The sequence below is a fragment of the Pseudoglutamicibacter albus genome (assembly GCF_022346425.1).
GTDB lineage: Bacteria > Actinomycetota > Actinomycetes > Actinomycetales > Micrococcaceae > Pseudoglutamicibacter > Pseudoglutamicibacter albus.
On sequence record NZ_JAKRCW010000004.1, the window covers coordinates 61,266 to 83,936 of the forward strand.

Annotated in this window: 22 protein-coding genes; 6 read left to right on the forward strand and 16 right to left on the reverse strand. The window is 60.9% G+C overall.

The window, feature by feature from the left end; translation table 11 throughout:
- Positions 1 to 10: 10 nt before the first annotated feature.
- The 9 genes from MHJ63_RS03785 to MHJ63_RS03825 all read right to left on the reverse strand — a co-directional run bounded on the left by MHJ63_RS03785 (position 11) and on the right by MHJ63_RS03825 (position 9,490).
- Positions 11 to 1,399, reverse strand: coding sequence for an NAD(P)/FAD-dependent oxidoreductase (locus MHJ63_RS03785; protein WP_035754932.1), 1,389 nt, complete (start codon positions 1,397 to 1,399; stop codon positions 11 to 13).
- Between the two features lie 47 nt (positions 1,400 to 1,446).
- Complete coding sequence (locus MHJ63_RS03790) at positions 1,447 to 2,397, reverse strand: Ppx/GppA phosphatase family protein (RefSeq protein ID WP_070490012.1); 951 nt, start codon at positions 2,395 to 2,397, stop codon at positions 1,447 to 1,449.
- On the reverse strand, positions 2,398 to 3,126 hold the full coding sequence (locus tag MHJ63_RS03795; RefSeq protein ID WP_052048282.1) for a DUF501 domain-containing protein: 729 nt from the start codon (positions 3,124 to 3,126) through the stop codon (positions 2,398 to 2,400).
- A gap of 55 nt (positions 3,127 to 3,181) precedes the next feature.
- Positions 3,182 to 4,327 (reverse strand): septum formation initiator family protein, encoded by a 1,146-nt coding sequence (locus MHJ63_RS03800; RefSeq protein WP_239446203.1) that lies wholly within the window; start codon positions 4,325 to 4,327, stop codon positions 3,182 to 3,184.
- 184 nt (positions 4,328 to 4,511) lie between these two features.
- Positions 4,512 to 5,792 (reverse strand): phosphopyruvate hydratase, encoded by a 1,281-nt coding sequence (gene eno, locus MHJ63_RS03805; protein ID WP_035754927.1) that lies wholly within the window; start codon positions 5,790 to 5,792, stop codon positions 4,512 to 4,514.
- An 80-nt stretch (positions 5,793 to 5,872) separates the two neighbouring features.
- Positions 5,873 to 6,292, reverse strand: a complete 420-nt coding sequence (locus MHJ63_RS03810) for a MazG nucleotide pyrophosphohydrolase domain-containing protein (RefSeq protein ID WP_052048280.1) — start codon at positions 6,290 to 6,292, stop codon at positions 5,873 to 5,875.
- Positions 6,282 to 7,082, reverse strand: a complete 801-nt coding sequence (locus MHJ63_RS03815; protein ID WP_239446204.1) for a DedA family protein — start codon at positions 7,080 to 7,082, stop codon at positions 6,282 to 6,284. The genes MHJ63_RS03810 and MHJ63_RS03815 overlap by 11 nt, the downstream gene beginning before the upstream one ends.
- Before the next feature lie 29 nt (positions 7,083 to 7,111).
- The gene (locus MHJ63_RS03820) at positions 7,112 to 8,311 is read right to left on the reverse strand and encodes an amidohydrolase (protein ID WP_035754925.1); all 1,200 of its coding nucleotides are present in this window, start codon (positions 8,309 to 8,311) and stop codon (positions 7,112 to 7,114) included.
- Between the two features lie 48 nt (positions 8,312 to 8,359).
- On the reverse strand, positions 8,360 to 9,490 hold the full coding sequence (locus MHJ63_RS03825) for a mannose-1-phosphate guanylyltransferase (RefSeq protein ID WP_070490024.1): 1,131 nt from the start codon (positions 9,488 to 9,490) through the stop codon (positions 8,360 to 8,362).
- A 278-nt stretch (positions 9,491 to 9,768) separates the two neighbouring features.
- Between MHJ63_RS03825 and sdhC the strand changes: the two genes are divergently transcribed.
- Genes sdhC through MHJ63_RS03845 form a run of 4 tightly spaced genes read left to right on the forward strand, consistent with a single transcriptional unit; the run spans position 9,769 to position 13,214 of the window.
- Entirely contained in the window at positions 9,769 to 10,161 is a 393-nt protein-coding gene (gene sdhC / locus MHJ63_RS03830) for a succinate dehydrogenase, cytochrome b556 subunit (protein ID WP_083289317.1), read from the forward strand.
- A 2-nt stretch (positions 10,162 to 10,163) separates the two neighbouring features.
- A complete protein-coding gene (locus tag MHJ63_RS03835; RefSeq protein WP_035754922.1) occupies positions 10,164 to 10,616 on the forward strand; it encodes a succinate dehydrogenase hydrophobic membrane anchor subunit in 453 nt (150 codons plus the stop codon).
- Between the two features lie 34 nt (positions 10,617 to 10,650).
- On the forward strand, positions 10,651 to 12,438 hold the full coding sequence (sdhA, locus tag MHJ63_RS03840) for a succinate dehydrogenase flavoprotein subunit (protein WP_070490026.1): 1,788 nt from the start codon (positions 10,651 to 10,653) through the stop codon (positions 12,436 to 12,438).
- Positions 12,438 to 13,214, forward strand: a complete 777-nt coding sequence (locus MHJ63_RS03845) for a succinate dehydrogenase iron-sulfur subunit (RefSeq protein WP_070490029.1) — start codon at positions 12,438 to 12,440, stop codon at positions 13,212 to 13,214. The genes sdhA and MHJ63_RS03845 overlap by 1 nt, the downstream gene beginning before the upstream one ends.
- 90 nt (positions 13,215 to 13,304) lie before the next feature.
- On the opposite strand, the gene MHJ63_RS03850 is transcribed toward MHJ63_RS03845, so the two are convergent.
- From MHJ63_RS03850 to MHJ63_RS03875, 6 genes are all read right to left on the reverse strand, one after another.
- On the reverse strand, positions 13,305 to 13,916 hold the full coding sequence (locus MHJ63_RS03850; protein ID WP_239446205.1) for a 2'-5' RNA ligase family protein: 612 nt from the start codon (positions 13,914 to 13,916) through the stop codon (positions 13,305 to 13,307).
- Between the two features lie 53 nt (positions 13,917 to 13,969).
- Complete coding sequence (gene trpS / locus MHJ63_RS03855) at positions 13,970 to 15,043, reverse strand: tryptophan--tRNA ligase (RefSeq protein ID WP_275435893.1); 1,074 nt, start codon at positions 15,041 to 15,043, stop codon at positions 13,970 to 13,972.
- Positions 15,044 to 15,118: 75 nt separating this feature from the next.
- Positions 15,119 to 15,925, reverse strand: coding sequence for an exodeoxyribonuclease III (locus MHJ63_RS03860; protein WP_239446206.1), 807 nt, complete (start codon positions 15,923 to 15,925; stop codon positions 15,119 to 15,121).
- A gap of 105 nt (positions 15,926 to 16,030) precedes the next feature.
- Positions 16,031 to 16,585 (reverse strand): hypothetical protein, encoded by a 555-nt coding sequence (locus MHJ63_RS03865; protein WP_239446207.1) that lies wholly within the window; start codon positions 16,583 to 16,585, stop codon positions 16,031 to 16,033.
- A gap of 67 nt (positions 16,586 to 16,652) precedes the next feature.
- On the reverse strand, positions 16,653 to 18,569 hold the full coding sequence (locus MHJ63_RS03870) for an ABC transporter permease (protein WP_239446208.1): 1,917 nt from the start codon (positions 18,567 to 18,569) through the stop codon (positions 16,653 to 16,655).
- Positions 18,562 to 19,554, reverse strand: a complete 993-nt coding sequence (locus tag MHJ63_RS03875) for an ABC transporter ATP-binding protein (protein ID WP_083285499.1) — start codon at positions 19,552 to 19,554, stop codon at positions 18,562 to 18,564. The genes MHJ63_RS03870 and MHJ63_RS03875 overlap by 8 nt, the downstream gene beginning before the upstream one ends.
- Before the next feature lie 134 nt (positions 19,555 to 19,688).
- On the opposite strand from MHJ63_RS03875, the gene MHJ63_RS03880 reads away from it, so the two are divergent.
- Both MHJ63_RS03880 and MHJ63_RS03885 read left to right on the forward strand, forming a co-directional pair.
- Positions 19,689 to 20,147, forward strand: coding sequence for a Fur family transcriptional regulator (locus MHJ63_RS03880; protein ID WP_052048276.1), 459 nt, complete (start codon positions 19,689 to 19,691; stop codon positions 20,145 to 20,147).
- Positions 20,148 to 20,190: 43 nt separating this feature from the next.
- Positions 20,191 to 21,648 (forward strand): catalase, encoded by a 1,458-nt coding sequence (locus MHJ63_RS03885; RefSeq protein ID WP_035754910.1) that lies wholly within the window; start codon positions 20,191 to 20,193, stop codon positions 21,646 to 21,648.
- A gap of 130 nt (positions 21,649 to 21,778) precedes the next feature.
- On the opposite strand, the gene MHJ63_RS03890 is transcribed toward MHJ63_RS03885, so the two are convergent.
- Positions 21,779 to 22,663: a bifunctional methylenetetrahydrofolate dehydrogenase/methenyltetrahydrofolate cyclohydrolase gene (locus MHJ63_RS03890; RefSeq protein ID WP_070490039.1), complete on the reverse strand. Its 885-nt coding sequence runs from the start codon at positions 22,661 to 22,663 to the stop codon at positions 21,779 to 21,781.
- Positions 22,664 to 22,671 lie beyond the last annotated feature (8 nt).

A 22,671-nucleotide genomic window follows, 5' to 3' on the forward strand; every position in this document is an offset into this window, starting at 1 on the left:
GCTATGAGAATTACTTAGAAGCATCAGCTTTCTTCTTAGGGGAAGCTGCTTTACGGAACTCGTCGAACGGACGGTTCACGTTACGCAGACCCCACACGTCGCGGCCAGCGATGAGCTGGTTGATCCAGCCGCTGAACACGCGGATTTTACGTTCGATGGTTGGCATCGCCATGCCGTGGTAGCCGCGGTGAGCAGCCCAAGCGAGGAAGCCGTGCATCGGGAACTTGATGATCTTAGCGACACCCTTGCCGTAGCCGAGGCCGGCAACAGCACCGAGGTTGGTGTGCTTGTATTCCTTAATCTCGCCCTGGCCGTAGCGTTCAGCCAGCAGGTTGCTTGCCAGGACAGGAGCCTGGCGGACGGCGTGCTGAGCGTTCGGAACGCACGTGCCGTCTGGGAGGCCGCCACCGGAGAGGTCCGGGACTGCCGCGATGTCGCCTGCGCCCCATGCGCCTTCGATGACGTTGCCGTCAGCATCAACGCAACGCAGCGTTGCATCGACGGTCAGGCGGCCGCGCTGCTCAACGTTGAGGTCGGTTTCGCGGATCATCGGGTTGGCTTGAACGCCCGCGGTCCAGATCAGGGTGTCGACGTCGAACTCATCGACTGGGTCCCCACCTGGCATCGAGACGAGCTTGAGGTGGCGGTCGGTCGCATCAGAGAGCGATGTGTTCAGGCGCACGGTGATACCGCGGTCGCGAAGGTGCTCAACAACCCACTTAGCGGAGTCCTCCTGGACCTCAGGCATGATCTTGCCCATCGCTTCAACGAGCTGGAAGTCAAGGTCTGCCGGTGTGATGTTGTTGCAACGCTTAGCGGCAAGAACCGCCGCATCGTGCAATTCGGAGATGGTTTCAACACCGTTGAAGCCACCACCCACAACAACAACACGCAGCGCACGCTTACGCGCCACCGGGTCATCGGTATTGTCAGCGAACTGGATGCGTTCCTGCACGTGGTCGCGCAAATAGATCGCTTCCTCCACACGCTTCACCCCGATGCCGGCATCAGCAAGGCCCGGGATCGGGAACGTCTTGGTGATCGCACCAGCGGCGAGGACTACATCCTGGTAAGGGATGGTGAACTCTTCACCGTTGTCATCCTTGACGAGTGCTTCCTTCGCCTGATGGTCGATGCGGACTACCGAGCCGCGCACGAGCTCGCTGTGACGAAGCCAACGTGCGTGAGGCACCGTGATGTGGCGTGGCTCGATCGATCCACCCATAACTTCCGGGAGGAACGGCTGATAGGTCATGTATGGAAGCGGATCGACAACGGTGACGACGCCGCCAAGTGCACGAACCTTCTTCTGCAGGTTCTTAGCAACGTAAAGACCGAGGTATCCACCCCCAACAACAAGAGTACGTGGGCGTTGGGACAGTTGCTGTGAGCTAGGCATAGTTCCATTCTATGCCTGATCTGCGATTGTCAAACTTCACGCGGCACTCAGCGGCGCATGAGATCGATCGCAACGCCGTCAAGAATGTCGTTTTCACTCGCCGCGAGCTCTTTGACGCGCCCGCCGGTGCGTTCCTGGATGGTTTCAAGGATCGTTTTGAGGATCATCGCGCCACCGGTCATGATGTCGACCCGGCCAGGGTGCATGTACGGCAGGTCAGCGAGCCGCTTCTTAGAGAACGATGCGAGTTCGCCACACACTGCGATCGCCAACGGGACGGGGATCGCGGCGCCGGTGATGCGTTCTGGGACATACGAAGGCAGGTCGAGCGCGTGAGCGAGCACCGTGGTCACGGTACCGGCGACACCCACGAGCCTGTCAACCGAGCTGAAATCAATCGTGTCTGAGATCCCCGCCAGGACCTCCCCGACGGCCTGAGCGAGTTCTTCTTTCTGTTCCTCTGATGGCGGATCAGAATGCATGAAACGCTCGGCGTAACGGACCGCACCCATCTGCGTTGATACTTCAGCAGTCACCTCGCCGCCGCGCCCGGTCACGAACTCGGTGGACCCTCCCCCAAGGTCCAGGACCAAAACATTCTCAACCGGAGCCACATCGACCGCAGAGACCGCGCCCGTGAACGAGAAGCGAGCCTCCTCCTCGCCCGTGATGACGCGCGGCTCGACCCCGAGATGATGGCGCACCACATCGTGCACCTCCTCAGCGTTGGCGGCATCCCGGGTAGCTGAGGTAGCCACGAACGTGGTCTGCTCCGGCTGGAACCGTTTGATCGTGGCCGCGAAACCATCGAGGGCTTTCGCAAGCCTGCCTAGGGCCTCTGCCGAGACCCGGCCGTGAGAGTCCACGCCCTCCCCGAGCCGCACAACCTCCATCGTGCGTACACAGTCGGTGAGTTCGATCTCGCCGTCAGTGACCGTCATATCAGCAATCAGGAGTCGGACGGAGTTCGTTCCACAGTCGATGACGGCAGCACGCATCTAGTTACCCTCCGCCTGGTTCGTGCCATCGGCCGCGCTGCTGCCGGCCTTGCTGTTGTCGCTAGCCTCGTCTGCCGCGCGTTTGGCGGCTCGTTCAAGTCGCTTCTTCTCCGGGTCACCCGCTTGGGTGCGCACGTGGCGGGACTTGTCTTTCGATGGCGCGGGACCTTCGGTGTCCCACGCGCCTTGGCACGAACAGACATCGGGGCGCCACCACTGAGCGATCGCTTCGAGAGCTTGGTCGCCGAGCGGATTGGTCCCCGGGCCAGCTGCCAGCGAATGCCCCACCAGCACGTGAATACATTTGACGCGGTCCGGCATCCCGCCCGCGGATACTCCCGCGATCTCAGGGACCTCACCCACGCCGGAGCGCTTACCGATCGCATCCCGCACCGCAAGATAGTGTTCGTGCGCCGCGGCGTAGGCTTTCGCGAGCTCAGGGTCTTTAGAAAGTTGTTCGTTCATTGTGACCATGAGGCCTTCAGCCTCAACACGTGAGCACGCCGAGGTCGCGACCGGATGCGTCAAATAGTAGGTCGTGGGGAACGGGATACCGGAGCTGAGACGAGGCGCGGTGGTTGCCACGAGAGGATTACCGCACACGCAGCGAGCGCCGATCTCCACGATGTCACGAGCGGGCCGGCCAAGCTGACGCGAAACGGTGTCAACGTCCTTCTCGGTGGGGACCCGCTGTTCGCTATTGAGCGCCTCTGCTGCGGGGGTCGTCATGTCTTCTCCTCACTCGGTGCCGCGCCTATCGATACCTGCACCGATCAACTTCTACTCAGTCTTTTTCACCTTCGGGCTCTTGAGCATTTTTCTCTGAGTCCTGGAAGCGCGTGGTCGGGTTGACGGCTAGCGACACGGTGGAATCCCACAGCCCTTCGACCCACGGCAGCCCTTGGCGGTAGCCGCTCGGGTGGTTGGTTGAGGCGAGCTTCTTTTTAGCAGGCTTACCCACCGGGACGTAGAGCTTCTCCCCCGGCGCATACACATTGAGCCGGTTGCGGGACTGTTGCCTAATGTATTCCGGGTCATCCCAGCGTTTGAGCTCGCGGGTGAGCCGTTCTTGTTCCGCTTTTGCCTTCGCGATGTCCGCGCGGGCTTTGTTGAGTTCGGCGGTCTGCTGGCCAAGGGTTGTGAGCGCTGGGAACACTGTTACCACCGAGATCGCGATGACGATGGTGAGCACGATGACGCGCATCGACAAGCTTTTAGCCGGAACGGGCTGTTGTGGGGCTGGCTTGTTCTTCTCGGCTGGGGTGCGCTTGCCCGTCGATCGGATTGCGCCTTGAAGTGCTGCGCGTTCCGTGAGGCGATCGTTGATGCGGGCTTTGCGGCGTCGAATCGCTGCCGCTCGGAGACCGCGGCCGGGTTTCGTCGGCGGCTCAGCCAGTGACTCGCGCTCTTGCTTAGCCCGCCCTTGCTTTGCTTGACTCTGTTGAGATTGGCCCTGCTGGGATGGATCCTGCCTGGCTTGCTGTTGGCGGGCGTGGAATCGCGCTTTACGTTCTTCGGTGTCTTGGGCTCGGGCTTCCGCGAGTTTCTGCGCATGCTCGCGTTGTGCACGGCGGCGTTCGGTTTTCTCTAGGCGGCGTTGCTTCTTCGCTAAACGACGCTGGCTAGCACTGTTTCCCGCTTGGGCTTCAACCCGCGGCTGGCCTTTTTCTCCGCCTTTAGCGGTCGCTGAGAACGTGTCCTTCGTAGGTGATGCAGAGCCCTGTGGCTGACCTTCGGCGCGTTGGCGTTCGCGCTCACGATCTTGCCTCAGTTGTTGCTCGCGCTCTTGCTGGAGCTCTTGTTCTCGCTGTTGCGCGCGTTGTTGTTCTAGCTCGTGTTCACGCTGTTGCGCACGGCGCAGGGCTTCTTCGGATTTACGCGCCTGCTGTGCACTGTGCGCATGCGGAACGCGTGGGCGTCGCGGGCTCATTGACACATCCTCTCGGCGCTCAATCCATCCAGTCTTTGCCTGCTCCCAGGCGAGGCTCCCCCCACCTTCATTCCTGGGCCAACCCAGCTGGGGTGAGAAAGCAGGAAACCACCGAAGCGTGAGGCTTCGGTGGTTTCCTATCCTACTCAGCTGAGGCGGGCCTGCGGGCTAACCTCGCCGTGCATCAGGCCTTGAAACGTGGGAACGCGGATGCGCCGGCGTATGATGCGGCTTCGCCGAGTTCTTCTTCGATGCGTAGCAGGTGGTTGTACTTAGCGACGCGGTCGGAGCGGGCCGGGGCGCCGGTCTTGATCTGGCCTGCGTTGGTAGCGACCGCGAGGTCGGCGATCGTGACGTCCTCGGTCTCGCCTGAGCGGTGGGAGATCATGCATGCATAACCTGCACGCTGCGCCATCGTGATCGCGTCCAGGGTTTCGGTGAGGGTACCGATCTGGTTGACCTTCACGAGCAGCGCGTTCGCGGTGTCGTCTTTGATGCCGCGTTCGAGGCGTTCTGGGTTGGTCACGAACAGGTCGTCCCCGACCAGCTGGACCTTATCACCCAGGCGTTCGGTCAGGTTCTTCCAGCCTGCCCAGTCGTCTTCATATAGCGGGTCTTCGATGGAGACGAGCGGGTACGCCTCAACGAGTTCGGCATAGTAGTCGGCCATTTGCTCCGCGGTGCGGTTTTCACCCTCGAAGACGTAGACGCCGTCCTTGTAGAACTCAGATGAAGCCACGTCGAGTGCAAGCGCTACGTCAGCACCTGGCGTGTAGCCGGCTTTCTCGATCGCGGTGACAATCAGATCGAGCGCGGTGCGGTTGCTTGGCAGGTTCGGGGCGAAGCCGCCCTCATCGCCGAGGCCGGTCGAGAGGCCCTTTTCGTTCAGAACAGCCTTGAGTGAGTGGTACACCTCAATGCCCATACGCAACGCTTCAGAGAAGGTTGGGGCAGAGATCGGAGCGATCATGAACTCCTGAATATCGACATCGGAGTCAGCGTGGGATCCGCCGTTGAGGATGTTCATCATTGGGACTGGCAGGACGTGTGCGTTCGGGCCGCCGAGGTACTTATACAGCGGGAGGTTCGAGGACTCGGAAGCGGCGTGTGCTGCCGCGAGCGATACACCGAGCAGTGCGTTAGCGCCGAGCTTGGACTTGTTGTTGGTTCCGTCCAGGTCGAGCATGATCTGGTCGATGTCACGCTGATCGGTTGCAACGAGGCCCTGCAGTTCTGGACCGATGACGTCGATGACGTTATCCACGGCCTTGGTGACGCCTTTGCCGAGGTACCGGCTCTTGTCGCCGTCGCGGAGCTCTACCGCTTCAAACTCACCGGTGGATGCTCCGGAGGGCACAATCGCACGGCCCAGCGAGCCGTCCGTGAGAAGAACTTCAGCTTCAACAGTTGGGTTACCGCGGGAATCGATGACCTGGCGCGCGTGAACGGCGTCAATCAGAGGCATTGGTTTGTGCTCCTTTTGATGATTCAACGGCGCGTGGCTTTGTGATGGCGCCGCTCGTCGCTTCCTATGGTATCCGCCCGTTAGCTTGGGGCCGATTTCTCTTTCCGTTTCGCTTCCGCCCACGCGGCTTCCGCGGCTTCCGCGCTACGTTGCGGATCCGAGCGCATCGAACCGTCTGCGTTGAACAGGTGAGTGTTGCGGCGCAGCAGCTTCTCACTGAGCGCATCAGCGATGTCATCAAGATCAAACGCGCCGCGCTCCCTGCCCAGCTCCGCGTGGAGCAGGATTTGGAACAGTACATCCCCCAGCTCGGACACCAAGTCAGCATCCGGGGCCTCGCTAGCCACCGCATCGTGGACTTCGTGCGCCTCTTCAATCAGGTACGGAGCCAGTTTTTGTGGAGTCAGCGCGGAGGTCCACCCGCACTCGCTACGCAGCAAACGCACGATGCCGCGGGCACGTTCAAGCGCGGCCGTCACCTTCTCGTCATCAGGATTCATCTGGATCTTTCGGATTGCGCTCTGCCTGCTTCTGCTCACGCGACTCTGCTTGCTTCGGTTCGCGCGGCTCGGCCTGCTGCTGGGTTGGGTCCCTGTGGACTTCGCGGCGCGGGATTTTCGGTTTCGGCTCGGTTTCTTCCCACTCAGGGTTCACGCGCCAGATCACGCGGTGGACGATGCGGTCCAGGATCCACCCGAGCACCATCGCGATGCAGATGGAGATGATGATCCCGAGCAGGCGGTTCGATTCCATCCACTGGCCGGCCACGGTCCCGATCAGCACGGAGTATGCGCCCCACATGAGGCAACCGATCGCGTCAAACAGCATGAACGTTTTACGTGAATATCCGGTGGCCCCGGCGGTGAAGTTCACGGCAACGCGGCCGATTGGCACGTATCGGGCCGTGAAGATGAGCACGCCACCGCGTTTTTCGAGCTGTTTCTCTGCGGTCACGAGCATTTTCGCGACCGCGGGCCTGCGCATCCACTTGAACCCTTGCCTGCCCACGGCTCGGCCTAACGAGTACGCGATCTGATCGCCGATGAACGCACCCATTGCACCCACTAACGCGAGCACCATGACAGGCAAGAAGCCTTGAGAGGCCCACACCGAGGACAAGCCAACGAGCAAAGACTCTGAAGGCACCACTGGGAAGAACCCGTCGATCACAGACATGATGAAAACCACGGGCAACACCCACCATGCGGTGGCGGCGTGCAGGATCCAGTCGTTGATCATGTCCATGGTCTCGCCGAGTTTTGTGGCGATGACTAGACCGGTGAGGCTCATCTCGTCATGCTCTTCCCTTTTCAGTGTGTTTACTGTTTGTGTGCGGCTTCCTCTGCCGCGAGTAGCGCGGCGCGCGTCATGACGGCAACGCCGGTCTTGATCGCGGATTCATCCGGGTCATAGTCGCCCTGATGGAGGTCATACACTGGCCCGCCTGGCCTGCGCGTACCCAGGCGCATCAGTACGCCTGGCTTGCGCATCGTCATCCACGCGAAGTCTTCGCCACCCATCGATTGCGGCATGAGCTCGATGGCCTCGCCGCCTATCTCTTGGCGCGCGGCTTCTTCGATGAGCGCGGTTTCGGTTTCCGCGTTGACAACCGGCGGGACTCCGCGGATGTGTTCGAGCTCGACCTCGACGTTGTAGGGGGCTGCAACCTGCTTGATGACCTGATCCAGCAGCTCTCCTGCCTGATCCCAAGCTGAAGCGTCGAGGCAACGCATCGTGCCGGATAGGGTTCCGAACGCCGGAATCGCGTTCGGAGCGTTACCTGCGTTGATCTGGCCCCACACAACCGATACGGCCGAGCGGACGTCGATGCGGCGGCTTAGGACCGCCGGAACGCCGAGCGCGATCTGCGCCATCGCGTATATGAGGTCTTCGGTCAGGTGCGGGCGGGAGGTGTGACCGCCGCGCCCGTGCAGGCGGATACGGATCGTGTCAGATGCCGAGGTGATCGCGCCGATGCGGGTGCCGACGCGGCCGGCGAGGATACGGGGTTCGCAATGCAGGGCCGCAAGCCGCGGCAACGGATCGATTACGCCTTGCTTGATGACCTTCTTAGCCCCGCCTGGCATTTTCTCTTCAGCAGGCTGGAAGATCACCCGAACCCGGGCGTTGAGTCTGCCTTCGGTGTTCAGGCGGTGCAGAACCAGCGCAACGCCGAGCATCACCGTGGTGTGGACGTCGTGGCCGCACGCGTGTGCCACGCCCTTGTTCTGGGATGCAAACTCCAGGCCTGTCACTTCCGTGACGGGTAGCGCGTCGATGTCGGCGCGTAAACCGATCGCGAAAGGCCCCTCCCCGATATCGACGTAGGCGCCGGTGTCTTGGAGGCGGACCGGCTCCAGCCCGGCTTTTTCAAGCGCTTCTACGATCCGGTCTGTGGTACGGAATTCTTCGAAAGAGAGCTCCGGGTCAGCGTGGACTTCACGGCGGAATGCGACGAGGGTATCGAACAGGTCCTCGATGTGCTCAGCGGTATCAGGGGCGGGCCTTTGAGATGTCACGGCGTATCTCTCCTCTTTGTCTCTCAATCAGAGTAGGTGCCTCTAGATTCAGAGTACGTCCGTTTGACCGTGAGCTTTCAACGCGTTAACTGCATCCTTAACCTGCTGTGCATGGGACTTTGTGGTCACCAGAAGCGCGTCCGGAGTATCGACCACGACAACGTCTTCAACGCCGATCAACGCGATCACGCGGTTCGTATCAGAAACCACGATGCCGGAGGAGTCATCGACGTAGACGCGGCTTCCGTGGCCCAGGACTTTCACGCGTGTGTCATCCTCGGCAGGGTTGAGCCGGCCCAGGGCGGCGAAGTCGCCGACGTCGTCCCACGTGAATTCGCCTGGGACCACCGCAACATCACCGGCTAGCGCGGCAGGCTCGGCGACCGCGTAGTCGATCGCGGTTTTAGGTAGGCCCGGCCACACCTCGTTGAGGACCCGCTCTTGACGCTCAGTTCCCCACGCGTCAGCGATCTCTTCAAGCCCTGCGGCAAGCGCTGGCTCGTTTTCCCGTAGGTGCTGGAGCATGAGCCCCACCGGGGCCACGAACATTCCGGCGTTCCAGAGGTAGCTACCGCTGGCCAGGTAGCGCTGTGCTGCGGCCCCGCCTGGCTTCTCAACGAATTCGATGACTTTCCGGCCGCTCGGTGCACCAGGGATATCGAGCTTGCCGCCGGTGCGGATATAACCGAAACCGGTTGCAGCGTAGGTAGGTGTAATGCCGATCGTGACGATCTTGCCGGTCGCGGCGATATGCACCGCTTCAGTGACTGCCTCACGGAACTGTTCTTCCGGAGTGATCACCTGATCGGCCGCGAACGATCCCATGATGATGTCCGGGTCGCACTTATTGAGGATCGCTGCCGCCAAACCGATCGCGGCAGCCGAATCCTTCGGTTCAGGCTCCAACACGAGGTCATGCTCTTTAAGCTCAGTGATCTGCCGGCGCACCGCGTCTCCATGTGCGCGGCCTGTGACGACCAGGACACGGTCATTCATCAAAGGCAAGAGACGCTCGTACGTCGAGCGGATCAGCGTTGTTCCGGAGCCTGTGAGGTCATGCAGGAACTTAGGGGCTGCTGCACGAGAGAGCGGCCAAAGCCTAGTGCCCGTCCCGCCTGCAGGGATGACGCCGTAAAAGCGTTCCATGACATCGCCCGAAAACCCTTTATTCTTCATCATTTGCATCACACTACCCGAGATGATGTGACCGGCGTCCTACCGAAGGATGAGTCGAAGTAGACCAAAGTATTAGGAAAGCTTTGGCGTGCATATTTCACCCAGATGACATGCGCCCATGAAGCAACCGACATATTTAAGGGTCGCAGATCACACTGGCGGCCAAGCACTCGGCACGCAAACTCAAAGTGCATTAGTCTAGATAGGAACGCTGACATCGGCGCGCACCCGAAATTGTGCCCAAAGTGGCACATACGCCCGGTGGTCTTGGAGGTAGATCAGTGTCGAAGACATCTTCTGGCACCCTGTATCGCGGCCGTGAAGGCATGTGGTCATGGGTGGGACACCGCGTTACCGGTGTCGTTATTTTCTTCTTTTTGCTCGTCCACGTTCTGGACACCGCCCTGGTTCGCATTGACCCAGGCGCATACGACGCCGTGATTGGCGCGTACAAGAACCCGATCATGGCTCTCGGTGAGCTCGCGCTAGTCGCCGCGATCGTGTTCCACGCCTTCAACGGTGTCCGCTTGATCTTGGTTGACTTCCTGAAGCAGGGCACCAAGATCCAGCGCGGCCTCTTCTGGGGCGTCATCGTCCTGTGGGTCGTGACCGTCGCCGCATTCGCTGCACGTCACTTGGCCCTCGTGTTCAGCCACTTCTTTGGGGGTAACTAATCATGGCTACTGCACAGATTGAAGCTCCCCGTTCCCCACGAATTGACCCGAAGTACAACCGGTCACGTAAGTCTCGCAACAACTTCGAGATGATGGCGTGGCTGTTCATGCGCTTCTCGGGCGTGGTCCTGATCGTACTGATCTTCGGCCACCTCATCACCAACCTGCTGGTGGGCGACGGTGTAGCCGCTATCGATTTCGGTTTCGTTGCCGGTAAGTGGGCTAACCCGCTGTGGCAGTTCTGGGACCTGACGATGCTGTGGCTGGCAATGTTGCATGGCACCAACGGTGTTCGCACCATCATCAATGACTACGCTGAGAAGGATCGCACCCGTTTCTGGCTCAAGACGATCCTCTACATCGCCTCGATCTTCACGGTGATCCTCGGCACCTTGGTCATCTTCACCTTTGATCCATGCATCCCTGGCTCGACTCTCGCCGTGTGCGGCGCCTGAGTAGCCCCCTGACGTTTCGAAAAGGAAAACACGAATGCAGGTACATCAGTACGACGTCGTGATCGTCGGTGCCGGCGGCGCCGGCATGCGCGCAGCCATCGAGGCTGGTCAGCGTGCACACACCGCGGTCTTGACTAAGCTCTACCCAACCCGTTCTCACACCGGTGCCGCTCAGGGCGGTATGTGTGCAGCGTTGGCCAACGTTGAAGAGGACAACTGGGAATGGCACACGTTCGACACCATTAAGGGTGGCGACTACCTGGTTGACCAGGATGCCGCAGAGATCATGGCTAAAGAGGCCATTGACGCGGTGATCGACCTTGAGCAGATGGGTCTCCCGTTCAACCGCACCCCAGAGGGCAAGATTGACCAGCGTCGCTTCGGTGGCCACACCCGCGACCACGGCAAGGCCCCGGTCCGCCGTGCATGCTACGCCGCTGACCGCACGGGTCACATGATTCTGCAGACCCTCTACCAAAACTGCGTTAAGCACAACGTCGAGTTCTTCAACGAGGTATATGTTCTTGACCTGTTGCTGACCGAAGAGGACGCAACCCGTGAGGACGGCACCGCCTACAAGCAGAAGCGCGTTGCAGGTGTGGTGACCTACGATCTGGCAACTGGTGAGATCGAGGTCTTCCAGGCTAAGTCGGTTGTCTTCGCAACCGGCGGTGCAGGCAAGATCTTCAAGACCACCTCGAACGCTCACACCCTCACCGGTGACGGCATGGCGATCGCGTTCCGCGCAGGCCTGCCGCTTGAGGACATGGAGTTCGTCCAGTTCCACCCAACCGGCCTCGCAGGCCTCGGCATCCTCCTTTCCGAGGCTGCCCGCGGTGAAGGTGGCGTGCTGCGTAACGGTGACGGTGAGCGCTTTATGGAGCGTTATGCACCAACCATTAAGGACCTCGCACCACGTGACATCGTGGCGCGTTCGATGGCTCAGGAAGTTCGCGAAGGCCGCGGTGCCGGCCCGAAGAAGGACTACGTCCTGCTCGACCTGACCCACCTCGAGCCGTCCCACATCGACGAGAAGCTCCCGGACATCACCGAGTTCGCACGCACCTACCTCGGTGTTGAGCCTTACACAGAGCCAGTGCCGGTCTTCCCGACCGCTCATTACGTCATGGGTGGTATCCCAACCAACGTCAAGGGCGAGGTTCTCCAGGATAACGACACGATCGTGCCGGGCCTCTACGCCGCAGGTGAGGTCGCTTGCGTTTCCGTCCACGGCTCCAACCGTTTGGGCACCAACTCGCTTCTGGACATCAACGTGTTCGGTAAGCGTTCCGGTATCAACGCGGCAGCTTACGCTCGCGATGCCGAGTTCGTTGCCGTCCCAGAGAACCCGACCGCGTTTGTCGAAGAGCAGATCAACCACGCTCTGCACAACGACGGCCCGGAGCGCGTTGCACACATCCGTGCAGAACTGCAGCAGACCATGGACACCAACATGCAGGTGTTCCGTTCTCAAGCCTCCATGAAGCAGGCCCTCGATGACATCGAGGCTCTGCGTGAGCGCTACAAGTCGGTAGGTATCCAGGACAAGGGCAAGCGCTTCAACCTGGACCTGCTCGAAGCGATCGAGCTCGGCTTCCTGCTCGACCTTGCCGAGGTCATGACTGTTGCTGCTATGCACCGTCACGAATCCCGCGGTGGCCACTACCACGAGGACTACCCGAACCGTGACGACGAGAACTTCATGAAGCACTCCATGATCTACAAGGACGAGTCCGCCAACATTGACGGCACTCGCGGCCTGCGTTTCGATACCAAGCCGGTTGTCTTCACCCGCTACGAACCAATGGAGCGTAAGTACTGATGTCTACCAACGTTGCTGAACCAGCATCCAAGATTGAGGTTGCTGGCTCCGATTCCGGCGAAATCGAGCAGTTCGATATCACCCTGAAGGTCCGCCGCTACAACCCGGAGGTCTCCGACGAGGCTCGCTGGGATGAGTTCAAGCTCACCATGTACGGCACCGACCGTGTTCTGGATGCCCTGCATCAAGCCAAGTGGGATCAGGACGGTTCGCTTTCGTTCCGTCGTTCCTGCGCACACGGTATTTGCGGCTCCGATGCTATGCGCATCAACGGTCGCAACCGTCTGGCTTGCAAGACCCTGCTCAAGGACTTGGATACCTCCAAGCCAATCACCGTTGAGCCGATCAAGGGCCTGCCAGTCGAGAAGGACCTCATCGTGGACATGGAACCGTTCTTCCAGTCCTACCGTGAAGTCATGCCGTTCCTCGTGACCAAAGGCAACGCTCCAACGCGTGAGCGCCTGCAGTCCCAGGAAGAGCGCGCACGCTTCGATGACACGACCAAGTGCATCCTGTGTGCTGCATGCACCACTTCGTGCCCGATCTTCTGGACCGACGGCCAGTACTTCGGCCCTGCAGCAGTTGTGAACGCCCACCGCTTCATCTTCGACTCACGTGACGAGGCCGGGGATATGCGTCTTGAGGTTCTCAACGATAAGGAAGGCGTATGGCGTTGCCGCACAACCTTCAACTGCACCGAGGCATGCCCACGCGGCATTCAGGTGACGAAGGCTATCGCTGAGGTCAAGCGCGCAATCCTGAACCGCACAATCTAAGGTGACAGGATGAACGCGTAGGGCTGAGCCCCTCAAACGTGTGCGGGCCGGAAAGGGAATGTCCCTTTCCGGCCCGCACACGTTTAACGGTCATCCGCTGAAGGCAAGTTCCTCGATCTGGGTCCAGGACCCAGCGCCATCGCCCACATGCACCGTGACGCCGTGGGCGGACATGTTGAATGAGACGTCCTCCCATTCGCGGCGCACCTGCGCAAGCCGCTCCGGCGCTACCTCCTGGGCCAGGGTCAGATGCGGCACAAACGGGTAGGCAGGCTTCGCATCGAGCGGGCCTGAATGGAGGCGTTCATGCAGTTCGGTGAGTTCCCGCTCCCCTTCCGCAACGCGCAGATAGGTCACCGGCGAGACCGGATAGAACGTGTCTGTACCTGCGAACCTCAACGGGAACGGAGAGAACGCCGAAACGACATTGCGGATATGCGCTATGGCCTCGGCCGGGTCAGGTAACGGGACCCCCGACATCAGCGTGATGTGAGGAGGGATGTACGCGTACGGGTCACCGGTGGCGGCACGGGTCGCAGACACCTTGCGGGCGTACTCGCCCTCGACGGGGATCACGATGCCAAGAAAGGACCGGCCCTCGCCTATCGCGCCTGCCATCTGGCCTGCGCTTAGCTGCGTGCTCGTAGCAAGAGTGCGCGCACTTTCCTCGTGTGTGCCGTGCTCATAGCGTTCGGTACCCATAGTTGAACCTTACCGTGGCATTCTCACACCTTCGCGTAATAACAGTTGCCGCGTTAGTTCAGGCGTGCAGGTGGCAGGAAACCTACCGCGTCGTAGACCTCTTTGAGGGTCTCTTGAGCCACGGCGCGGGCCTTCGCGGCACCAACGGCGAGCAGCCGGTCGAGTTCGGCTGGGTCGTCCAGCAGTTCCAGCGTGCGTTCGCGTACCGGCTCGAGCGCTGCGACCACGGCGTCGGCAACATCGACCTTGAGGTGACCGTACATCTTGCCTTCGTATTCGGCAACGAGGGTATCGATCGGCTTCTCGGTCACGGCGGAGAGGATCGAGAGCAGGTTGGATACGCCCGGCTTGGATTCGCGGTCGAAGGACACCTCAGTCCCGGTGTCAGTTACCGCGGACTTGATGCGCTTAGCGATCGTCTTGGGTGCGTCCAGGATGTCGATACGGCCGTTCGGTGACGCCCCGGACTTCGACATCTTCGACGTCGGCTCCTGCAGATCATAGATGCGCGCACCGTTGGGTGGGTTGACGGCCTTCGGAACCACGAACACCTCGCCGAAGCGATGGTTGAAGCGTTGCGCGAGCGTGCGGGTCAGCTCGACGTGCTGGGTCTGGTCGTCGCCGACCGGCACCTGATCTGCCTTGTACAGCAGGATGTCGGCCGCCATGAGCGACGGGTAGGTGAACAGGCCGACGTTGGTTGAGTCGGCGCCGTAGCGGCTCGATTTGTCTTTGAACTGGGTCATGCGGGAGGCCTCACCGAAACCGGTGATGCACTGCAGAACCCAGTTGAGTTCGGCGTGCTCTGGGATGTGGGACTGGATGAACAGCGTGGCTTTGTCGACGTCCACCCCGCCTGCGATGTACTGCGCGGCGGTCGTGCGGGTGCGCTGAGCAAGGTTGGTTGAGCCGTCTGGGGAGGTGATCGAGTGCAGGTCCGGAACAAAATAGAAGGCATCCGCATCGTGCTGGAGCTTCACGAACTGCACGAGCGCACCGAGGTAGTTACCGAGGTGCAGGGAGTCCGCAGATGGCTGCATCCCTGACAGGATGCGCGGACGGTGCGGCGTTTCGGTTGCCTCAGTTGTTTCAGTCGCTGTTTCGGTTTCGGTCGCTTCGGTGCTCATGGTGATGCTGATGTCCTTCGGGTGTATGCGCTGTTGCCGTGTGTGCTGGAGGCTACGCTTAGTGCAGCCGGCGCGCTAGATGCTGTAATCGATGACGAGTGCGGAGTGGTCTGATACTCGCTTGTCGTAGGATTCGGCGCGGTCCACTCGCGCTTCGATCGCGCGGCCGGCAAGCTCTGGCGTGGCCATGTGGTAGTCGATGCGCCAGCCGGCGTCGTTGTCGAAGGCCTTCCCGCGGTAGGACCACCACGTGTACGGTCCCGGAACGTCCCCTGCGAGTTCGCGGGCGACATCCTTGTAGCCGATCTCGCCGAAGAACTTATCGAAGTAGGCGCGCTCTTCCGGGAGGAAGCCGGCGTTCTTGACGTTGCCCTTCCAGTTCTTGATGTCAAGTTCGGTGTGTCCCACGTTGAGATCGCCCACGATCAGCACGTCGTCTGCCTGCTTTGCCAGTTCCGGCATGCGCACGAGCATCGTGTCGAGGAACTTGTATTTATCGTCCTGGCGTGGGGTGTCCACCTCGCCAGAGTGAACATATGCGGAGACGACGGTGAGCTTACGGCCGTTGATGGTGTAGTCGGCTTCGACCCAGCGGCCGGAGGTCTCAAAGTATGGTTCACCGATTCCAATGCGGGTCGCATCCGGCTCCCGTTTCGAGGCGATGAGCACGCCAGCACGGCCCTTATCTGCGGCTTCTGCGTGCAGAACGTGCCAGTCGCTTCCTTCGAAGTGTTTCTCAACGATCGCATCGGGTGCGCGCACTTCCTGGAGCGCGAGGATGTCTACGCCGCGGTCCTCGAGCCACTCATCAAATCCGCGGCGGGCGGCGGCGCGGATTCCGTTGACGTTGAAGGATGCTACTCGCAATACGTTCTCAGACACTCAAATACCTTTAGCTTGATCGGTTTCCTGTGCGTGTATAGCGCGCATTCGGCGCAGGTTCGCTGCGGGCTGGATGCGGGTTCAGTGCGGGCCTGCCGCCCAGTGTTAGTCGATGATCTCGCCTTCGACTGTGCTGGTGTGGCGGTCTTTGCGGCGCTGCTTGATCATGTCGCGTGCGTTGGTCGCGGTGATGTTGATGGTGTCCAGAGCGCGGTTGACCATGTCTTTGGCTTGTTCGTCGTCTTTGCCGAGGTTGTCCATAACCACGCCGTATTGGACCTGGACGATCTTGAAGGAGTGATCAAGCTTCATCTCGTGGTTCATTTCGGCTTCACTGATCACGCCTGGGCGGGTGCTGTCTGGGCTCGCGTCGTTGGAGAGTTTCGCGGCGAGGTTCGCGTTCGTTTTATCCCACCTACGTCCCACGGCCCGGGCACCGGCGCGCAGGGTCAAGAACACGCCAGCAACGAGCAAAAGCCACAGGCCGGTGATGATCACGACGATCCAGCCGACAACCTGGTTGGAGTTCGCGGCGAAGATGATGGCAACGATGAGCGCGAACGTCAGCACGGCCATCATCCAGGGGGCCATGCCGAGCGGGCGAGCGACGTTCCGAGCGCGCGCGTTGGCCTGTTTATTAGACGAAGGGAGTTCAGACATGATGTCCATTATCCCAGATGCCTCAGCCGCCCACGTCCCCGCTCACGTGTTGTGTCCAGCTCACTCGTTAGGTGAGGAACATCTTCTTGAACCGCATCGTCGCGACCGTCAGCCCTGCGACCGCCATGACAACGAAGTACAGAACGTGCCACAGGATGTCGATGGTGAAGGTCGAGGTCGCAAGCATGCGCAGCAGGTCGACGCCGTGCCACAGCGGTAGCGACGCGATGACGGCCTGTACGGCTTGCGGGTACACGTCCAGCGGGAAGAAGGTCGCGGAAAACAGGGTCAGCGGCTGGACGATCATGTTGAGCCAGTCGAGGTGCTGGAATCGGGTGAACCACGTGGTGATGGCCATGAACACTGCCGCGAATCCGAACGCGATCAGCACCGCTGCCGGGATCATGAGCAGGCCACTACCCCACTCCACGAGGCCCGCCGCCGCGGCAATGAGGTAGAAGCCGAGCGAATAGATGAACCCGCGGATCATCGCCATCGTAATTTCACCGATCGCAACGTCCATCGGGCCGAGCGAGGTGTTGAGCATGACCCGGTACAGCTTCGCGTAGCGCAGCTTGAAGAACATGTTGTTGGTGTCCATGAGGGCACCGTTCATCGCTGAAACCGCGAGCAAGCCCGGCGCGATGTATGCCGCGTAGCTCATCGTCTGCCCGCCTGGGCCTTCGACCCCGCTGATGACCACGCCGAGGCCGAAACCGAGCGAGGCGAGATACAGCACCGGCTCCGCAAAGCCGGTCACGATCACGATCCACGTGGAGTTCTTGGTCGCCATCCACGAACGTTCCATGACCGCTTTAGCGTTGCGGCCATACAGGTTAGATAGCCAACGACGCCGTGGCTTGCTAGCTTGCGAAAGCGCGGCTTGTGCTGTGCCCTGGGCCTGGGCAGCTGCCGGGGCGGAAGGTGCGGAGTCTTCATGCGCATTCTGCGCATCGGCGGAACCGGTGCCCTGGCTTCCGTAACCGACCGCGTACGGATCGCCTGCTTCACCCGAGGTGTCAGCGGGGCTCACGCTCGCCATCGTCTTCTTGGCGGCGCGGGCACCCCACACGCGCGTCTTGACTTTTTCGCCGCGCAAACGGCGGTAATAGCGGGTCTGGGCGATCAGGAACGCGATCACGGCGACCACGATCATGACGCCGAGGTGGACCGGGAACATCCACGGCTCAACCTCGTGCCCGTAGATCGCCCACCGGTTCAGCTCGGTTGCATGCCAGATGGGTGAGATCCAGCCGATCCACTGCAGGTAGATCGGCAGGTGCTCGAGCGGGTAGAACGTTCCCGAAAACAGGAACATCGGCGTGACGATGAAGCGCATGATGACCGAGAACTGGCCGCGCTCCTGGAAAATACCCGCCGCGAACGCCATACACGGCAAGCCGAAAGCGAGTGCTGCGATCGTCGAAAACACGATCACCAGGACGGCGCTCAGGCTGTGGATGACGCCGAAGGCCGCGAGGATCAGGAGCAACAGTAGGGTCTGCGCAACCACGCGTATAGAGACAGCGATCACCGTGCCCCGGGCGATCTGTTGCGGCGTGATCGGGGTGACCTGCGGCCCGTAATAGGTTCGGTTCCATTTGAACCCGCCCATCACTGGGAAGGTCATTTCCTCCATCGCGATGCCGACCGCCATGGTCGCGGCGAGCGCGCCGGCGATGAAGGTGATGTACGGGACGCCATCGAAGCTCGTCTGATTATTCGTCAGGACGGCACCGAGGCCCACGCCCATCGTGACGAGGTACATGAGAGGGGTGCCGACGGAGTCCGCGAGGATCACGTCGATGTAGCGGCGCATCCCGCGGAAGAGGTACTCCGCGAAGTACCAGGAGCCTGCGCGGGAGACCTTCCGTGCGGAGCGGTCGCCTTGCTCCGTGGGCCCGGAGATCGGCTCGCGGCGGACGAGGACGTCGGCGCCTGTTGCTGAGGCGTCGATTACGTGTGCGTTATGAGGGTCAGTCAATGAGGGACCGTCCTGTCAGGATCAGGAACACGTCTTCAAGCGATGCGCGGCGGGCCAGCGTCGATACGGGGCGCAGCCCCAAGCTCACAGCGCGGGCAACCGCGGCCTCGCCGTCGTCGGCGTAGACAAGCACGCGGTCGGCCAGCGTTTCGGTTCGGAAGCCGTCTTTATTCAGGACCTCGGCCGCCGCAGCGTTCTTGTCGGAGCCGAAACGCATCTCTGCGACTTCGCGAGTCGCGTACTCGCGCACAAGCGCGGACGGCGAACCTTCAGCTTTGATCTCGCCGCCATCGACCACGATGAGCCGGTCTGCGAGTTGCTCGGCCTCATCCATGAAGTGGGTCGTGATGATGAGCGTCGTGCCGCGTTCTTTGAGCCGGTAGAGGCGGTCCCACAGGATGTGACGGGCCTGTGGGTCGAGGCCAGTGGTTGGCTCGTCGAGCAGTAGCACGGCTGGATCGTTGATGAGCGAGCGCGCGATGGTCAGGCGGCGCTTCATACCGCCTGAGAGCTGGTCGACGCGGTTGGCGGCCTTTTCCTCAAGTTGCGCAAACGCGAGCAGGTCTTTGATGCGCGGCACGATTTCGCGGCGTTTCATCCCGAAGTAGCGGCCGTAGATGTAGAGGTTGTCGCGGACGGTGAGCTCTTCGTCGAGGTTGTCTTGCTGCGGCACGACGCCGAGGTGGGCACGCAGGCGTGGACCTTCTTCGCTCGGGTCCATCCCGAGGATGCTGAGCTCGCCCGATGTGCGGGTTGAGACGCCGCCGATCATGTTCATGGTCGTGGACTTGCCTGCGCCGTTGGGGCCTAACAGGCCAAAGGATTCGCCTGCGGCGACGTCAAAGTCAATGCCGTTGACGGCTGTGAAATCCCCAAACTTCTTGGTTAGCGAACGCGCGCGCAGAACCGTTGGCGCGTCATTAGAAGAAGGTGTTTGAGGAGATGGTGCAGGTACCCCAGAATGGGCTTTTGAGTCGTGTGCCACACCATGACACTACATAAGGTGTGCCCACGGTCGCAACGAACACCCCGCCTCATCGCTCACCACGCTGTTACCGAGACGCCAAGAGTTCATTTCTTATTCTGAATTGTTCGGAATAATTTGTTAGAGTGTGTTGCATGACACTCGGACCGATCACGGCGGCTTCACCTGTTGACGACCGTGAACGCTCATGGGCGGACACGCTCAAAGCGCATAATCGCCGTGTCACCAAGCAACGGATGGCGGTGATGCGAGCAACAGCCGCGTCATCCCATGCGTCGGCAGAACAGATCCACAAGTACGCATCGGAAGCTCTACCCCAGTTAGCGCTTTCAACCACGCACATGATCCTGCATGACCTCACGAACGTGAGGCTGTTACGGCGCGTGGAAGTCCCTAACTCCCCCACCCTGTATGAGGTGGAGACCGGGGATAACCATCACCATGTTCAGTGCGTGAAATGCGGCAGACTTGAGGACGTGGAGTGTGCCCTCGGGCACGCCCCGTGCCTTGAACCTTCACACACCCACGGCATCGACATTGACGTGGCGGAGGTTCTCTACCGCGGTCTTTGCGAGGACTGCAAAGAAGCATAAGGTCGTCCACAAAGTTTCAATCTCATCCAAGTAAAGGAGCAACATGGCTGAGAACACCAAGCCCCACGGCACTGGTTCAACCACCCAAGCCGGCATCCCCGCGGTCAGCGACCGCAACTCGCTGACCGTTGGTCAGGACGGCCCGATCGTCCTGCACGACCACCACCTGGTCGAGACGCTGGCACACTTCAACCGCATGAACGTTCCAGAGCGCCGCCCACACGCAAAGGGTTCCGGCGCATTCGGTGAGCTCGAGGTCACCGAGGACGTTTCGAAGTGGACCAAGGCTGACTTCCTGCAGCCTGGCAAGAAGACCCCGATGCTGGCTCGTTTCTCCACGGTTGCTGGTGAGCTCGGCTCCCCAGACACGTGGCGTGACGTTCGCGGCTTCGCGCTCAAGTTCTACACCGAAGAGGGCAACTTCGACCTCGTCGGTAACAACACCCCAGTCTTCTTTGTGCGCGACCCAATGAAGTTCCCACACTTCATCCGTTCGCAGAAACGCCTGCCTGAAAACGGCTTGCGCGACAACACGATGCAGTGGGACTTCTGGACCCAGAACCCAGAGACCGCACACCAGGTCTCCTACCTCATGGGTGACCGCGGTATCCCTAAGAGCTACCGCCACATGAACGGCTACGGCTCCCACACCTACCTGTGGGTCAACGCTGAAGGCGAGCGCTTCTGGGTTCGCTACCACTTCCTTTCCCAGCAGGGTGTTGAGGGCCTCACCAACGAGGAAGCAGAGCACCTGGCAGGTACCGACGCCGAGGCTCACCGCCGCGACCTGTTCGAGGCAATCAAGAACGGCGACTACCCGAAGTGGGACATGCACGTTCAGATCATGCCGTACGAAGAGGCTAAGACCTACCGTCTGAACCCATTCGACCTCACCAAGATCTGGCCGCTGGGTGACTACCCTCGCCACAAGGTCGGTACCTTCACGCTGAACCGCAACCCTGAGAACTTCTTCGCTGAGATCGAGCAGGCTGCTTTCTCCCCAGCGAACATGGTTCCAGGTACCGGTAACTCCCCAGACAAAATGCTGCTGGGCCGTAACTTCGCCTACGCGGATGCACAGCGCTACCGTATCGGCACCAACTTCCAGCAGCTACCTGTCAACCGTCCAATCAACGACGTCCACACCTACAACTTCGAGGGCAACATGTGGTACGAGCACACCGGTGCTCGCTCCGTTTACGCCCCGAACTCCTTCGGTGACTCGTGGTCGGATGAAGAGGGCCCGGTCGACAACGGTTGGGAAGCTGACGGCGACCTGACCCGCGCGGCCTACACACTCCGCAAGGACGACGACGACTTCTCGCAGGCACACGACCTGGTCCGCAACGTCTTCGACGACGCGGCCCGTGACCGCCTGGTCGAGACCGTATCCGGCGCACTCGCCGACGTTGTAGAGCCAGTCCTCTCCAACGCGATCGAGTACTGGAAGAACATCGACGAAGAAGTCGGCCAGCGCATCGAAGGCAACGTCCGCAAGTAAGCTGACGCGGCCTACCGCTTAAACGAGTGGGGGCGTCCAAACAGTTCAAACTGTTTGGACGCCCCCACTTCGCGTATCAAGCGAGGTTTCGTTCCGCTAGCCGGCTCGATTCCCCCTCTTGATGTGTTCTCTACTTCTTGAGGGAGCGCTCCGCGGCTTCAACAACGTTGGTCATGAGCAACGCAACCGTCATCGGGCCCACACCACCCGGATTCGGCGAAAGGTAACCTGCTACCTCTTCAACCGCCGGGTCGACGTCGCCATAGACCTTATCGCGGCCGCCCTCAGGGTCCGGTTCGCGGGTGACCCCGACATCGAGCACCGCGGCACCCGGCTTGATGTCTTCAGCCTTGATCATGTGCTTCACACCGGCGCCGGCCACCACGATGTCGGCCTGACGCAAGTGCTCGCTCATGTCCTTGGTTCCGGTGTGGGTCAGGGTCACGGTCGCGTTGTGTTCGCGGCGGGTCAGCAACAGGCCGATCGGGCGGCCGATCGTGACGCCGCGTCCCACAACGACCACGTGCTTGCCGGCGATCTCAACACCGTTGCGAGTCAAAAGCTCGATCACACCGCGCGGGGTGCACGGCAACGGGGTGTCGATCGGGTCATTGACGTTGAGCACCAGCTTGCCGAGATTCGTTGGGTGCAGGCCATCCGCGTCCTTCTTCGGATCGATCCTCTCCAAGATCGCATCCGTGTCCAGGTGCTTCGGCAACGGCAACTGAACGATGTAGCCGTGGCAGGACTCGTCCGCGTTGAGCTCATCGATCAGAGCCTCGACGTCTTCCTGGGTCGCATCCGCAGGTAGTTCACGCATGATCGAGTTCATGCCCAAAGCAACCGACTGCTTGTGCTTCATCCCCACATACAGTTGCGAGGCAGGGTCAGCGCCCACCAGGACCGTAGCGATCCCCGGGGTCACACCCTGTTCCTTGAGCGCCTCGATACGCTCAGCGAGCTCTTCCTTGATCGCCTTGGACGCCGCGCGCCCATCAAGCTTTACTGCCGTCATGACTCCCC

Bases quoted from the DNA above. Each gene is read 5' to 3' on its own strand.
- MHJ63_RS03785 (WP_035754932.1), bottom strand. From the start codon at position 1,399: ATGCCTAGCTCACAGCAACTGTCCCAACGCCCACGTACTCTTGTTGTT.
- MHJ63_RS03790 (WP_070490012.1), bottom strand. From the start codon at position 2,397: ATGCGTGCTGCCGTCATCGACTGTGGAACGAACTCCGTCCGACTCCTG.
- MHJ63_RS03795 (WP_052048282.1), bottom strand. From the start codon at position 3,126: ATGACGACCCCCGCAGCAGAGGCGCTCAATAGCGAACAGCGGGTCCCC.
- MHJ63_RS03800 (WP_239446203.1), bottom strand. From the start codon at position 4,327: ATGAGCCCGCGACGCCCACGCGTTCCGCATGCGCACAGTGCACAGCAG.
- eno (WP_035754927.1), bottom strand. From the start codon at position 5,792: ATGCCTCTGATTGACGCCGTTCACGCGCGCCAGGTCATCGATTCCCGC.
- MHJ63_RS03810 (WP_052048280.1), bottom strand. From the start codon at position 6,292: ATGAATCCTGATGACGAGAAGGTGACGGCCGCGCTTGAACGTGCCCGC.
- MHJ63_RS03815 (WP_239446204.1), bottom strand. From the start codon at position 7,082: ATGAGCCTCACCGGTCTAGTCATCGCCACAAAACTCGGCGAGACCATG.
- MHJ63_RS03825 (WP_070490024.1), bottom strand. From the start codon at position 9,490: ATGATGAAGAATAAAGGGTTTTCGGGCGATGTCATGGAACGCTTTTAC.
- MHJ63_RS03835 (WP_035754922.1), top strand. From the start codon at position 10,164: ATGGCTACTGCACAGATTGAAGCTCCCCGTTCCCCACGAATTGACCCG.
- sdhA (WP_070490026.1), top strand. From the start codon at position 10,651: ATGCAGGTACATCAGTACGACGTCGTGATCGTCGGTGCCGGCGGCGCC.
- MHJ63_RS03845 (WP_070490029.1), top strand. From the start codon at position 12,438: ATGTCTACCAACGTTGCTGAACCAGCATCCAAGATTGAGGTTGCTGGC.
- MHJ63_RS03850 (WP_239446205.1), bottom strand. From the start codon at position 13,916: ATGGGTACCGAACGCTATGAGCACGGCACACACGAGGAAAGTGCGCGC.
- trpS (WP_275435893.1), bottom strand. From the start codon at position 15,043: ATGAGCACCGAAGCGACCGAAACCGAAACAGCGACTGAAACAACTGAG.
- MHJ63_RS03865 (WP_239446207.1), bottom strand. From the start codon at position 16,585: ATGTCTGAACTCCCTTCGTCTAATAAACAGGCCAACGCGCGCGCTCGG.
- MHJ63_RS03880 (WP_052048276.1), top strand. From the start codon at position 19,689: ATGACACTCGGACCGATCACGGCGGCTTCACCTGTTGACGACCGTGAA.
- MHJ63_RS03885 (WP_035754910.1), top strand. From the start codon at position 20,191: ATGGCTGAGAACACCAAGCCCCACGGCACTGGTTCAACCACCCAAGCC.
- MHJ63_RS03890 (WP_070490039.1), bottom strand. From the start codon at position 22,663: ATGACGGCAGTAAAGCTTGATGGGCGCGCGGCGTCCAAGGCGATCAAG.